15 protein-coding genes are annotated in these 13,241 nt (G+C 61.7%); 5 read left to right on the forward strand and 10 right to left on the reverse strand.

Going from position 1 to position 13,241, the window contains the following annotated elements; all coding sequences use genetic code 11:
• Positions 1 to 60 precede the first annotated feature (60 nt).
• The 5 genes from ACFMO5_RS04720 to ACFMO5_RS04740 all read left to right on the forward strand — a co-directional run bounded on the left by ACFMO5_RS04720 (position 61) and on the right by ACFMO5_RS04740 (position 4,158).
• Complete coding sequence (locus ACFMO5_RS04720; RefSeq protein WP_376791606.1) at positions 61 to 1,032, forward strand: ornithine cyclodeaminase family protein; 972 nt, start codon at positions 61 to 63, stop codon at positions 1,030 to 1,032.
• 9 nt (positions 1,033 to 1,041) lie between these two features.
• Positions 1,042 to 1,848, forward strand: coding sequence for a bifunctional DNA-formamidopyrimidine glycosylase/DNA-(apurinic or apyrimidinic site) lyase (gene mutM / locus ACFMO5_RS04725; RefSeq protein WP_376791607.1), 807 nt, complete (start codon positions 1,042 to 1,044; stop codon positions 1,846 to 1,848).
• A 25-nt stretch (positions 1,849 to 1,873) separates the two neighbouring features.
• Positions 1,874 to 2,614, forward strand: coding sequence for a DUF429 domain-containing protein (locus ACFMO5_RS04730; protein WP_376791608.1), 741 nt, complete (start codon positions 1,874 to 1,876; stop codon positions 2,612 to 2,614).
• A gap of 42 nt (positions 2,615 to 2,656) precedes the next feature.
• Entirely contained in the window at positions 2,657 to 3,049 is a 393-nt protein-coding gene (locus ACFMO5_RS04735) for a DUF309 domain-containing protein (RefSeq protein WP_376791609.1), read from the forward strand.
• Between the two features lie 74 nt (positions 3,050 to 3,123).
• A complete protein-coding gene (locus ACFMO5_RS04740; RefSeq protein WP_376791610.1) occupies positions 3,124 to 4,158 on the forward strand; it encodes a zinc-binding dehydrogenase in 1,035 nt (344 codons plus the stop codon).
• Between the two features lie 119 nt (positions 4,159 to 4,277).
• Here ACFMO5_RS04740 and tmk read toward each other — a convergent pair whose 3' ends face one another.
• The 10 genes from tmk to ACFMO5_RS04790 form a co-directional block, all read right to left on the reverse strand.
• Entirely contained in the window at positions 4,278 to 4,925 is a 648-nt protein-coding gene (gene tmk, locus ACFMO5_RS04745) for a dTMP kinase (protein ID WP_376791611.1), read from the reverse strand.
• A 127-nt stretch (positions 4,926 to 5,052) separates the two neighbouring features.
• Entirely contained in the window at positions 5,053 to 5,853 is an 801-nt protein-coding gene (locus ACFMO5_RS04750; RefSeq protein ID WP_376791612.1) for a phosphatidate cytidylyltransferase, read from the reverse strand.
• A 5-nt stretch (positions 5,854 to 5,858) separates the two neighbouring features.
• On the reverse strand, positions 5,859 to 6,629 hold the full coding sequence (locus ACFMO5_RS04755; protein WP_376791613.1) for an isoprenyl transferase: 771 nt from the start codon (positions 6,627 to 6,629) through the stop codon (positions 5,859 to 5,861).
• Positions 6,630 to 6,711: 82 nt separating this feature from the next.
• Complete coding sequence (frr, locus tag ACFMO5_RS04760) at positions 6,712 to 7,272, reverse strand: ribosome recycling factor (protein ID WP_376791614.1); 561 nt, start codon at positions 7,270 to 7,272, stop codon at positions 6,712 to 6,714.
• A gap of 117 nt (positions 7,273 to 7,389) precedes the next feature.
• Positions 7,390 to 8,106 carry a UMP kinase gene (gene pyrH, locus ACFMO5_RS04765; RefSeq protein WP_376791615.1) on the reverse strand — a complete coding sequence of 239 codons (717 nt, stop codon included), beginning with the start codon at positions 8,104 to 8,106 and terminating at the stop codon, positions 7,390 to 7,392.
• A 167-nt stretch (positions 8,107 to 8,273) separates the two neighbouring features.
• Positions 8,274 to 8,876: a translation elongation factor Ts gene (gene tsf / locus ACFMO5_RS04770; RefSeq protein WP_376791616.1), complete on the reverse strand. Its 603-nt coding sequence runs from the start codon at positions 8,874 to 8,876 to the stop codon at positions 8,274 to 8,276.
• 110 nt (positions 8,877 to 8,986) lie between these two features.
• Positions 8,987 to 9,826: a 30S ribosomal protein S2 gene (gene rpsB / locus ACFMO5_RS04775; protein ID WP_376791617.1), complete on the reverse strand. Its 840-nt coding sequence runs from the start codon at positions 9,824 to 9,826 to the stop codon at positions 8,987 to 8,989.
• A gap of 592 nt (positions 9,827 to 10,418) precedes the next feature.
• Entirely contained in the window at positions 10,419 to 10,799 is a 381-nt protein-coding gene (locus ACFMO5_RS04780) for a hypothetical protein (protein WP_376791618.1), read from the reverse strand.
• 103 nt (positions 10,800 to 10,902) lie between these two features.
• Entirely contained in the window at positions 10,903 to 11,550 is a 648-nt protein-coding gene (locus ACFMO5_RS04785; RefSeq protein ID WP_376791619.1) for a hypothetical protein, read from the reverse strand.
• Between the two features lie 912 nt (positions 11,551 to 12,462).
• Positions 12,463 to 12,819 carry a hypothetical protein gene (locus tag ACFMO5_RS04790; RefSeq protein WP_376791620.1) on the reverse strand — a complete coding sequence of 119 codons (357 nt, stop codon included), beginning with the start codon at positions 12,817 to 12,819 and terminating at the stop codon, positions 12,463 to 12,465.
• Between the last annotated feature and the right edge of the window lie 422 nt (positions 12,820 to 13,241).

Consider the following 13,241-nt stretch of genomic DNA (forward strand, 5'->3'; position numbering starts at 1 on the left):
GGGGCCGCTGAAGGCGGCCCCACCCACCCCAAAGTCAATTTCAGCAATGGAGGCTCTGAAATGCCGATCTTGCTGCGGGAAGACGATGTGCGAGCGTTGCTATCGATCTCCGACGCCATCGAGGCGCTGGAGCGAGCCTTCCACGCTCAGGCGGAAGGCCTGGTCGCCAATGCGGCCCGCTCACGCGTCCGCTGGCCCCGCGGGGCCCTCCACGTGATGGCTGCCGGAGGCCCCGGGGTTGGCTACGTGGGCCTGAAAGCGTACACCACGGTCGGCGGGCAAACCCGCTTTGTGGTGTTGCTGTTTGACAGCGAAAGCGGGGAGCTGGTGGCTCTGCTGGAGGCCGACATGCTCGGCCGCCTGCGGACAGGGGCGGCCACCGGCTTGGCCACCCGCTATCTCGCCCGCCCGGACGCCCGAATCGTTGGGATGTATGGGACAGGGCGTCAGGCCGCGACCCAGTTGATGGCGGTGTGTGCCGTCCGCGCCGTCGAGGAGGTCCGGGTTTATAGTTCCACTCAGGGGCATCGGGAGGCGTTCGCCCGCCGTATGGCCGAAGCCCTCGGCATCCCGGTACGGGCAGTGGATCAACCGGAGGCTGCGGCCGAGGGGGCCGATATCCTGGTCACCATCACCTCCGCGCGGGAGCCGGTTCTCCGGGGCGCTTGGCTGCGCCCGGGCGTGCACATCAACGCCGCCGGCTCCAACGCGCTGATCCGCCGGGAGTTGGACGAGGAAGCCGTGGCCCGGGCGGATCTGATCGTGATCGACGATCGGGACCAAGGGAGGATCGAGGCGGGGGATTTCCTGGAGCCGCTGGAGCGGGGGCGGCTCCAATGGGGGCGAATCTACGAATTGAAGGACGTGGTGGCCGGTCGTGTTCGCCGCCTCCACGCGGACCAGATCACCCTGTTCAAGTCCCTGGGGATCGCCCTGGAGGATATCGCTGTCGCGGCTTTGGTGTATGAACGGGCCAAGGCTCAAGGGATCGGAGAGCCCATCCGGTTCCTGAAGGATCTGCTGCAGGAATAGGAGCGGACGATGCCGGAGCTCCCCGAAGTCGAGACGTTGGTTCAAGAGCTGCGGCCCCATCTGGCGGGCCGCCGGATCGAACAGGTGACGCTGCACTGGCCGGGAAGCGTGGCCACGCCCTCCCCACGCGCGTTCCTCCGGCGGATGAGGGGGCGAACGATCCAGGAGAGCCGCCGGCGCGGGAAATTCCTCTGGTTCGTCCTGGACGAGGGCGCATGGCTGGTCCATCTCAAAATGACCGGCCGCCTCTTCCTGCTTCCGGCCCCGGAGCCGGATCCCCACGCGCGGGCCGATTTCGTTCTGGACGACGGCCGGATCCTGCGGTTCCATGACCTGCGCAAGTTCGGCCGTCTGTATTGGGTAGCGGATCCTGAGGAGATCTTTCAGAACCTGGGCCCGGAGCCGCTGGATCCACAATTCCGCCCCCGGGACCTCGCCCAACAGCTCGCCGGCCGCCGGGGGCGTTTAAAGGCCCTGCTGCTTGACCAATCGATCATCGCCGGGATCGGGAACATTTACGCTGACGAGGCGCTCTGGCGGGCGCGTCTGCATCCGATGCGATCGGCGGCCTCCCTCACCGAGGGAGAGATCCAGCGCTTGTGGAAAGGCATCCGGGATGCCCTCCTCGCCGGCCTGCGCCATCATGGGACCACCATCCAGTGGTATCGCCGGCCGGAAGGAGGAAGCGGGGAGCATCAGCGTTACCTACGGGTCTACGGGCGCGCGGGCCGGCCCTGCTTCCGGTGCGGGACACCGATCGCCCGCCAGGTCCTTCAGGGCCGCAGCGCCTACTTTTGTCCGTCCTGTCAGCGCTGAGGCGGGCGGAGGGAGAATCCGCCGGATGTGGGCGATCGGCGTGGATCTGGCGTGGTCTCCTCGGAACCCGACGGCCGCTGTGGTCCTCCGCTGGGAGGAGGATCACTGGGAGCTCAGCGTGTGGGCCGATCACTTGGGTTCCGATGCGGAGATCCTGGAATTCCTGGCGCCTTATCGGGAGGGCCCCTGTATCATCGGGATCGATGCGCCTCTGATCGTCCCGAACGAGGAGGGATCGCGGCCATGCGATCGGCAAATCGCCTCCCGGTTCGGGCGCTACCACGCGGGCGGCTACCCGGTCAACCGGCGCTGGCTGCGCGCCTTCGGCGGCCTGCGGGGAGAGGCGCTGGCCCACCGCTTGAGCGCATGGGGCTTCGCGCTGCAACCCCCATCCGCCCCTCGGGCCCCCGCCCGCACGGTCATCGAGATCTTCCCCCATCCGGCGGCGATCACCCTGTTTGGCCTCCGGCGGATCATCCGCTATAAACGATTGGGCCGGGATCTCTGGAGGCGCGGCCTGCGCCGCTGGCATCGCCAGCTGCTCACCCTGGAGGGATCCCACCCGCCGGTGCGCTGGCCGGACGCCTGGCGCTCCCCCCCGCGGGCGCTCCGGACCCGACGGGCATTGAAGGCGTGGGAGGATCGACTGGATGCGGCTTTCTGCGCCTACATCGCGGGTTATGTCTGGTTCCATGGGCCGGCGGGCTATGAGCAGATCGGGGATCTGGAAACCGGCTATGTGATTGTTCCGCGCCGCGTTTCCTGAGCGAGGAGGGCATCCTGCTGGACAGCGCGTGGAGCGGACCCGATGGGCAGGAAATGGCCTGGCTGCGATGAGCCGCTGCCCGAGATGGTGCGGCGCGGCTTGGAACAGTTCAACGCCGGGGAGTATTTCGAGCAACATGAAACCCTGGAGCAGGCCTGGCGCGCGGAGATGCGCCCGGTCCGGGAGGTCTATCAGGGGATCCTGCAGATCGGCGTGGCCTGCCATCAGATCGAGCGCGGCAACTACGCGGGCGCGGTGAAGATGCTGCGCCGCGGCCTGGCCCATCTCGCGGGGGCCCCCGATCGCTGCCAGGGGATCGATGTGGCCCGTCTGCGGGAGGAAGCCCGCCGCCTGCTGGACCGGCTGGAGGCGCTCGGACCTCAAGGGCTTCACCGGATCGATCGACGATGGTTCCCTCAGGTGATGTTCGAATGAGGGGGAAGGCCAAGCATCCTGAGAGCACATCGCTTGTTGAACACTCCCTTCACTATCCCACCTAAGGAGGCTCTATGAAAGCGGTGGTGATGCGACGGCGGGGCGGGCCGGAGGTCCTGCAGGTGGAGGAGGTGCCCACCCCCACCCCGGGACCGGGGGAGGTGCTGGTACGCGTATACGCCTGCGGCCTGAACCATCTGGATCTCTACACCCGCGCGGGCGCCCAGGGGCGCAAAGCGAAGCTTCCCCATATCCTGGGCCTGGAGCCGGCCGGACAGATCGCGGCGCTCGGAGAAGGCGTGACCGGATGGTCGATCGGGGACCGGGTGTTGGTGGGCGCCTTCATCGTGTGCGGGGAGTGCGAGTTTTGCCGGGCGGGGATGGATAACCTGTGTCAGCGCCGGAAGATCATCGGGGTGGACCGCTGGGGCGGCTACGCCGAATATGTGGTGGCCCCCGCAGCCAATTTAATGCCGCTGGGGCCGAACATCTCCTACGAGGCGGCGGCAGCGGTCCAGGCGGCTTTCGGAACGGCGTGGCACATGCTGGTGAGCCGGGCCCGTATCCGGCCGGGGGAGACCGTGCTGGTGTTAGCGGCCGGCAGCGGCATCGGCACCGCGGCCATCCAGATCGCCAAGCACTTCGGATGCCGCGTCATCGCCACCGCGAGCAGCGATGAGAAGCTGGAGAAAGCCCGCGCGCTGGGCGCTGATGTGTTGATCAACTACCGGGAACACCCCCGGTTCAGCCTGAAAGTTATGGAGGCCACCGGGGGACATGGTGCGGACATCGTCTTTGAGCATGTGGGATCGGACACGTGGAAAGAGAGCGTCGCCTCCCTGGCCTTTCGAGGCCGCCTGGTGTTCTGCGGCTCGACGACCGGCCGATGGGGGGAGACGGATCTCTGGGGGGTTTTTTACAAGGAGGCCGAGATCCTCGGATCCTTTGGGGCCACCCGAGCGGATTTCCAGGCCGTGATGGAGCGGGTGGAACAGGGGATCTTCCGCCCAGTCATCGATCGGATCTTCCCGATGGAGGAAGCGGCACAAGCCCATCGCTATCTGGAGGATCGCCGGGTCTTCGGGAAGGTGATCCTGCGGATCCCGTAAGAACGGTCGGCCTGCGCCGACCGGATGATGCGTCGGCGTAGGCCGACGCCCGGCGCGAAGCGCCCCAGAGGGCCGATCTCCCATCGGCGCTAAGGGCCGGGCTGAAACGCGGCGTTCCGTTAATGTCGATGCCCCTCGAGGAGGAGGCCCAGGCGCTGGGTCAGGTGGGCGAGGATCGCCGCCTGAACCGCCTCCATCGGCTGGGAGGCGTCCACAATCACCCAGCGGGCGGGGTCTGCCGCCGCCATCGCCCGGTAGCCTTCCCGCACCCGTTGATGAAACGAGAGGGCCAGGGCATCCAAACGGGTCCAGGCCTCCCCTGAGGCCCGACGGCGCGCCAGGCCCAGCTCCACCTCGATATCCAGCAAGAACGTGAGGTCTGGCTCCAGCCCTCCGGTCGCGAACCGGTTCAGGCGGCGCAGCTCCTCGAGATCCAGCCCCCGCCCGTATCCCTGATAGGCGAGCGTGGAATCCGCATAGCGGTCGCTGACGACGATGCCGCCCTTGGCGAGAAACGGCCGGATCACCTGCTCCACCAGCTGGGCCCGGGCGGCGCAAAATAAAAGCGCCTCCGCCCGGGCCGCCATATCCGCGTGCTCATGGGCGTGAAGGATGCCTCGGATCGCCTCCCCAATAGGCGTTCCTCCAGGCTCGCGGGTGAGGAGCACTGGATATCCTTTCGTCTGAAGAAATTCGCTCAACCAGCGAGCCATCGTTGTTTTGCCGCTTCCCTCAGGTCCTTCAAAGGTGATCAGAAGACCGCGCATGATGGAACCCGCCCGCCTGCATCCGAGATCCGTTTGAGGCTCGCCCCCAACCCCCTCCCCACGGCCCAATGGGCCGTGGGGAGGCCATTCCCTTTCGCCACCACACATCCTCAAAACAGAAGTGGAACTAGAACCCCTGGATCCAGTGCGCGTAAAGGTAAGCCAGCATACCATTCCAGAGCAGGCTATCCAGACGATCCAGCATCCCCCCGTGCCCCGGAAAGAGGTTCCCGGAATCCTTCACCCCGGCCCGTCGCTTCAAAACCGAGATGGAAAGATCCCCCAGGGTTCCGAGGCAGCCCATCAGCAGGCCCAACAGCGCGCCCGGCCCTGCCCCAAGCTCGATGAGAAACCCCAACAATGCCCCGACCAGGAGGCCGGCCAGGCAACCCCCAAAGAACCCCTCCCAGGTTTTGCCCGGGCTCAGCCGGGGAGCCAGTCGATGACGCCCCCACCGACGGCCGACCAAATACGCCCCGGTATCCGCCCCCCATGTGACGAACAGGACAAAGACGACCCACCAGCGGCCATAAGGCTCCGGGAGATTCCGCAGCCAGACAAATGAACGCCCCAGCCACCCTAGATAGAGGCCGCCCGCAGCGGTGAAGGCCCAGTCGGCAATGGGATGCTCTGTGCGTCGGACCCACCAGAACCATACCAGGGCCAGCGGAGGGACCAACGTGAGCGTGAGCTCAGCCAGACGAGGGCCCAGGAGGGGGATCATGGCATCGCCCAGAAAGCCCAGGATCATCACCCCGATCCATCCGGAAGAAGGAGAGAACCCGATATGCCGGATCAGTCGGGCATATTCCCAGGCCGCGATCAGCAGGACAATGCCGACCGTTCCGGACCACAGCCATCCCCCCCGATGGACCAGGGCGGCGAGCAAGGGGATGGCAACGAGGGCGACGAGGAGACGCTGGCGCAACACGGCTAACGGGATGGTGGATGAGGGGCCAGTTGTTCGCTGATCTGTCCGAACCGACGTTCCCGCCAGCTGTAGGCTTCAATCGCCTTCAGCAGCTCTTCTCGATCGAAGTCCGGCCAGTAAACCGGGGTCACGTAGAACTCCGAATAAGCAGCCTGCCACAGCAGGAAATTGCTTAAACGCATCTCCCCGCTGGTGCGGATGATCAGGTCGGGGTCCGGCAACCCCGCCGTATAGAGGTAACGGGAGATGAGGGATTCATCGACCGCCTCCGGAGGGATCCCATCCGCGATGATCCGACGGACCGCCTCAACGATCTCCTGGCGCCCGCCATAGTTGAAAGCGACGCACAGGATCAGCCGGGAGTTCCCCTTCGTCCGCTCGATCGCCATGCGGATCTTTTGCTGGAGCCGTTCCGGCACCCCCTCCAGGCTGCCCAGATGGCGGATCTGCACCCCATTCCGATCCAGGTTGTCCAGCTCGCGATCGATCATCTGCTCCAAGAGACCAAAGAGACCGTAAACCTCATCGAGGGGGCGACGCCAGTTCTCCGTAGAGAAAGCATAAATCGTGAGGATGCGAACGCCGAGGTCCGCGCACGCCTCGATCACACGGCGCAGGTTTTCGGTCCCTGCCCGATGCCCGGCCAACCGGGGAAGCCCTCGGGCCTTCGCCCAGCGGCCGTTCCCATCCATGATGATCGCAATATGGGTCGGGATTTTCAATGTCTTCACTGCCTGCTGGCTGTTTTGCTGGCTCACGAGACCTTCCTTCATCGATTTCGCTCCTGCATATAACGATTAACGGGTGGGGACGCAGACTGCCTTCCGCAACCTGCATCCGCATAAGAGGAAGCGCTCAGAAAGACATGATCTCCTTTTCCTTCGCTTGGGCAACTTTTTCAGCTTCCTCAATGTAACGATCGGTGAGCTTCTGGACCTCCTCCCGGGCCTCTTCCAGCTCGTCATCGGACATTTCCTTATTCTTATGGCGGGTCCGGAGCTCCTCCAGCACATCCCGCCGGATATTCCGAATAGCGATCCGGGTTTCCTCCAGGCGCTTGTGCACCAGCTTCGTTAATTCCTGACGACGCTGCTCCGTCAGCCTGGGCAGGACCAGCCGGATGATCCGCCCGTCATTGCTGGGAGTCAGCCCTAGATCGGACTTCAGGATCGCCCGCTCGATCTCCGGCAATACCTTCGGATCATAAGGTTGAATCGTGAGCAGGTTAGGCTCCGGCGCTCGGATGATCGCCAGCTGTTCAAGAGGAACTTGGGCCCCGTAATATTCTACCGGGATCCGCTCCACCAGCGCGGGGGAAGCCCGGCCGGTGCGGATGCCCTTCAACTCGTCCTCAAAAACCCGAATGGCCTTGCGCATGCGCTCTTCCGCATCTCGGAAGACCTGTTTCGGGATCATCGCGAGCTTTCACCTCCATCCAAGATGGAAGACTGTGAGGAGAAAAAAGCCCAACCGCCCAGAGGCCTCCTTCCGACGGCCCCTCATCCCCGAAAATCCCCACCGCGGGAGGGCCGTTTAACCGTCAATTAACGTCCCGACCGGCTCTCCCCTCACCGCCCGCTCCAGACTATCCGGCTGCCAGAGGTCGAGAACAATGATCGGCAGGTTGTGGTCCATGCACAAGGACAGGGCTGTGCTATCCAGGACCTTCAAACGAAGGCTCAGGGCCTCTATATATGTTAGTTTATCAAATTTGCGGGCGTTCGGATTCACCAGCGGGTCATCGTCATATACCCCGTCCACCTTGGTGGCCTTGATGAGGACGTCGGCGTGGATCTCCATCGCCCGTAGAGCGGCGGCGGTGTCGGTAGTGAAATAGGGGTTCCCGGTTCCAGCCCCCAGGATCACCACACGGCCCTTCTCCAGGTGGCGGATGGCCCGCAATCGAATGTAGGGCTCCGCGATCGCCCGCATCTCGATCGCCGTCTGAACCCGGGTGGGCACCCCCAGGCGCTCCAGGGCGTCCCGCAGCGCCAACGCGTTCATCACGGTGGCCAGCATCCCCATCTGGTCCGCGGTCGCCCGGTCCATGCGATGGGCGAGGCCATCACGGCCCCGCCACAGGTTTCCAGCGCCGATGACGATCGCGATTTCCACCCCCATTTCCTTCACGGCTTTAATCCGGGCAGCCAGCTCGGTCGCCCGCTCCGGGCTGATCCCGAATCCCCCAGGACCCGCCAGGGCTTCCCCACCCAACTTCAAGAGGATCCGTCGATATTTCGGTTCAGCCATCGAGAACACTCCCTCCAGTCAAATGCCGTTTCGAGGGCGACACCTCAACATCCCACGCTCTCCGGCTTTCCGCAGAGGATCTCGGGTGGTCCCAGAGAACCAAAATATGTAGCAGAAGCATGACAAGTTACAAATCAAAGGCCGGGCTTGAGGCCCGGCCTTTGATTTTACTCGACGGTCTCTCCAAGCTCATAACGGGTGAATCGGCGAACCACAATGTTTTCGCCCACCCGGGCGATCACCTCCATGATCACTTGTCCCACCGTGCGATCCTCATCCTTGATGAAGGTCTGCTCCAAGAGGCAAACCTCCTGAACAAAACGGGCCAGCCGGTTCTCGGCGATCTTCTCCGCGATGTGAGGCGGTTTGCCCTCGTTCAGGGCTTCCTTCAGGTAGATTTGGCGTTCGCGCTCCAGAACTTCCGCCGGGATGTCCTCCCGCCGGATATAACGAGGGTTCGCGGCCGCAATCTGGAGCAACAGATCATGGGCCAGCTGCTGGAACTCCGGCGTGCGGGCCACAAAGTCGGTCTCGCAGTTCAATTCCAGCAGCACCCCGACCCGGTTGCCCGGATGCACATAGGCCACCACCAGGCCGTCCCGGGCTGTCCGTTCCAGCTTCCGGGCCGCCCGTGCCAGGCCTTTCTCCCGCAGGTAATCGATCGCCTTCTCGAAATCCCCTCCGGTCTCCTCCAGGGCCTTGCGGCAATCCAGAACACCAGCCCCGGTCATCTCCCGAAGACGCTTCACCATGTCTACTGTGATGTTCAAGGAACCTACCTCCGATATAAAGTTCATGGATTATACGCTGAGGGGCTGCCCTGGATGGGGGATAGGGCGCATCCCCTTCTCGCAGCCCCTGGGGTTGTAATGGCGAAGGCTCAGCCTTCCAGCTCCTCGAGCTCCCCCTCGGCCTCCTCGACCACCTCGCTCTCCTCGGATTCCTCCTCCTCGGCCTCAAACACGCGGCGCGGTTCCAGGATCAGGGCTTCTTCTTCCACTTCCTCCTCCGGCACCTCCGCCACGCCTATCTTCTCCCGCAGCTGGAGGCCTTCCAAGACGGCGTCGGCGATCAGGCGAGTGACCAGCTTGATCGAACGGATCGCATCATCGTTCGCCGGAATGATGTAGTCAATGGGATCCGGATCGCAATTCGTGTCCACAATGGCGATGATTGGGATGTTCAGGGCGTTGGCCTCCCGGATGGCCGTCGCCTCGCGCATGGTATCCACGACATACAACATATCCGGGAGGCGCTTCAGCACCCGGAGGCCTTCGAACTTGAGACGCATCTTTTCATATTTTCGGCGGAGACGGATCGCCTCCTTCTTGGGCATCGACTCCAGCCCACCATTGCGGATCAGCTCATCCAACTGGATGTAGTAGCGGATGCGATCCCGGATCGTCCGCCAGTTGGTGAGCGTGCCGCCCAGCCAGCGATAGTTCACGTAGGGCATTTGACACCGCTGGGCCTCCGCGGCGATGGTCTCTTGGGCCTGGCGTTTGGTGCCCACAAAGAGGATGGTGCCCCCCTGGGCGACCCGATCCCGGACGAGCGCGTAAACGCTCTCCAGGGCGCGGATGGTTTGCTGGAGGTCAATGATGTGGACGCCGTTTCGTTCGGTGAAGATGTAAGGTTTCATCTTGGGGTGCCATCGGTTGGTTTTATGGCCGAAGTGCACCCCCGCTTCCAGCAGCTCCTTCATCGTAACCAAAGGCATAAGTTTCCCTCCTGGTGCGTTTTGGTCCGCCACCCCTTCCTCCCGGTGGAAGCCAGCGCGAAACTGGCACGCCCCAGCCGGTCCAGGGTGTGTGGGATCCGGCAGAACGAAAGTATACCATACGATGGCCGATTCGGCCAGCTCACCCCCAGAAGGCACCGGGCTTTTCAAAGTTCTAACGGATCGGCCAGATACGAGCAACCGGTGGGGGTGGGTGATCGGTGTATACCGGATGCCCCGAGCATCTTCCCTGGCGATTCAGCCATCTTTGTTAGGAATGGAAAAATCCCTGCAGGAGGGCGTGTCCCAATTTTGTCGGGTGAAGGGGAATCGAGGGATCACTCTATTCGGTGGCGGGTTAGGCATCCATCGTTGAAGCGCGGGGCTGAAGATCAACACCAGCGCTCTGAGCACCAGGCGGATCCAGAAGCGGGTGCGGAACATCCGCTCGTGTCCGGTTCGGTTTGAGATCGGTTCATAGAGCGCCTTCGCAAATCGCGTTCATCTTGGTGGATCAAACAAATTGCACTTTGTCATGACGCGCCAGTCCACCCAACGTTCCGCCTCACCTGCGCCACAACCTGATCTGAGATCATCGCCGCTCATCCTCCTCCAAGTGCAGCCTGTGGAGAATACGATGGGCAAAGGGCGCGATCAGCACGGCAGAGGCGCCCAGGAACGCCACCCCCGCATACAAGGCATAGAAGGATGCGAAGAGCTTCCCCCAGTCGCTCGTCAGCTCATTTACAGGACCCATGCCGCCGAGAATCATCGCAGCGTTCAGAAGAGCGTCAATCCAGGAGAGGCCGGCAATGAAATGGTAACCAAACACGCCGATACCAAGGGACAGAGCGACCAAGCCAAGCGCAAGCAAGGCATGGAACAGCAGCCTCCTGAGGAAGAGACGCCGCGGCAAGATCGGTTCAGACCGGTGTTCGTAACGGAAGACTCGGTACACGCGTTCGCGCGGCATGGGGCCAGGCCCTCCTGTACAATGAGGCACCTCACAACAGTCGGGTTCAACCGCGTTGTGAAGCGTAGCGGCGTGAGGTGAAGCGCCGGTTGTGCTGCCATCGTTAGTCAGGCCGCAATTGCATCACCGAACTGTTCTTCTGTTTTGACAGTTCGATGATTGTATCCGCAACCCATCTGAGGTTTGTTGAGATATCCTCTAGCAGGCGTATTGCTTGTGTGAAGTCTCCCATTTCCCTCGCTATCTCGGCTTTCATTATCCCGTCGTTGGGATTACGTTCATCTAATAGGACGAATAGGTTGCGTAAATTCTCGCGCAACTTTTCTATATATTTTGCTGGAATCTTTGCATTCGGATTTCGGCGCACGATATCATTGACCGCCCACCAAAAGTGCACACGAAGATATCGCTCCTTTTCCGCATCAGTGCCAACCCCCGCATCAAGCGCTTCAATGTATTCGTCGATGGTCAAATGCTCGATGGGCTCAGCACGCTTCCACTCTTCAGGCACACGCTCCGATTTATCATCAAAGGGTTTTATTTCACCCTTAACTTCAGCCTCATCTACCCAGTAGAAACGTTTGCATCCACGACACTTGGTCACCGCTGGAAACTCAGGGAGCATGGGAGCTTCCATTTTTCCATCAGACCACAGAATGGCGCCGATGGTATTGCCAGACAGTAACGTGTGCTGCTTTGCAAGAAAGCCACAATGGGGGCAAGCGATTATTCGGTCCGGTCCTGGAATCACGAGAGCTCCTCCCCCACTCATCTTGTCTTTCAAACAGACTCGTTTCACACAACTGACCGCATAACGACCCGCGCTTCACCCGGGGCGAGGCAACGCCTGTCGGATGCATGCCCTGGTTAGCCTGCAGTATCTGACTGAAACGCGCTCCTCGCAAACGTCACCCCTTCCACAAAGCAATGTACATCCAATCCGGGAAGTCACTAACGTTCGTTACCGGTCTCCAATGCCTTAACGCGCTGGGCCATGACGCTATGACGTCGTTCCACTCTTTCGAATCAGGAGCAAGATAGAATTACCCGCTTGTTGGGATTGCTGATTTCGTCTAGCTTTTTGAAATCTCTTATCAGCCCAACACGATCGTCCCGGAAGTAAAAGCGCAAATCGCGGTGAGCTCCTGCCACTTGGCTGATACATAATGCTTTCAGCTCGCACAGGTGCTCTTGACCCTGAAGGTAAAGCCTGAAATCAACCTGCTTTCGCTATATGGGGAAGCAAAATCTCCTTTCGACCCACCGCTTATTGAAAAGGCAGACCAATGAGTTGCGCTTCGCCTGGACCACCGAAGGCGCTGTCAGATGAAAAAGGAACACTCCAGCAAAGCGCAACCAACAACTTGATGATGTGCTTCAATAACGAAGCAGTTACCTGCACGAACACAGCGTTCAGCAAAAGCGCAGCGCTGCTTGCTTTGTTGAGCGATATGGTCAAGCTCACAGATGGCATTAACATCGATTTTAGCTGCTGGGCGAACCGAGAACATCGTGATTGATCGAAACACTTCGGTTATCGTCCCACACGCCCTGATGGCAGGGGCCATGAAAGGCGCTGGCCAACCGCCTGCGGTTGATCCGCGCCGCGCAGTTTGCGGCCTCGGCTGTAACCGCTTGTTAGCCCGCCGTTGGTGGCTCTGGTTCACATGGGCAGCTTCAAGTGTTCTGCCACCTTGCGCGCGATCTCCATCGGGTCGTCGTCCAACTCGACGCCGATGGATATGTGCCCCTCCCGGTAAGGTATGAGCAACTGGTACTGCGTGCCGTACCTGATAATCACGTAGCGCATGCCGTTCATGTCGATGTTGCCACGCCGCCTTGCGATCTCAAGCACGATGGGGTTGACAATCAACTCCTCCATCCGGTCGGTTTCATGCGGGTTATAAGTAGGGTGCTGCGGGCTTTGCTCCATCTCCACGATCGCGCCGTTTTGGTTCACAGCGACGTAGCGGATCTTCGGCTCAAGCTTGAAGAGCTGCGGGCTGATCTTCTCGCTCATCGAGGGTGCCTCCCATTCGTCCGACGATAGTGTCGTGCTCTCGTCCGGTCGCTCGTGCAATGTTCATTACCTGAGCCATGTCCCGGTCCATCGGCAGCGCAGTAGGGGTAAGCCAGTAGTTCTTCATCAGTTTGTAGGTCGTGCGGCCGAACATCAACGCGTTACGGGATAGGTCGGCGTGTTCCTATGCATCCCTATTCCACTCGTTGTCATGAACCGCTTGAAACCATCAGGAGAGGCTCGACCACCCCAGAACCACGAGGATGGTACGCACGACTGCGACGATAGGCGGGTATGGCAAGTCGAATCCCCACCAGTAGACGGCACCGGGAGCCAGTAGAGCAAGCGCGAGGACGCCTCCCGCCCTATGGCCGCCCCAAAGCAACCAGCCTGCGATGGCCTCAAGCATGCAGACCAGGAGG

Source organism: Thermoflexus sp. (assembly GCF_042408365.1).
In the GTDB taxonomy this organism is placed as follows: Bacteria; Chloroflexota; Anaerolineae; order Thermoflexales; family Thermoflexaceae; genus Thermoflexus.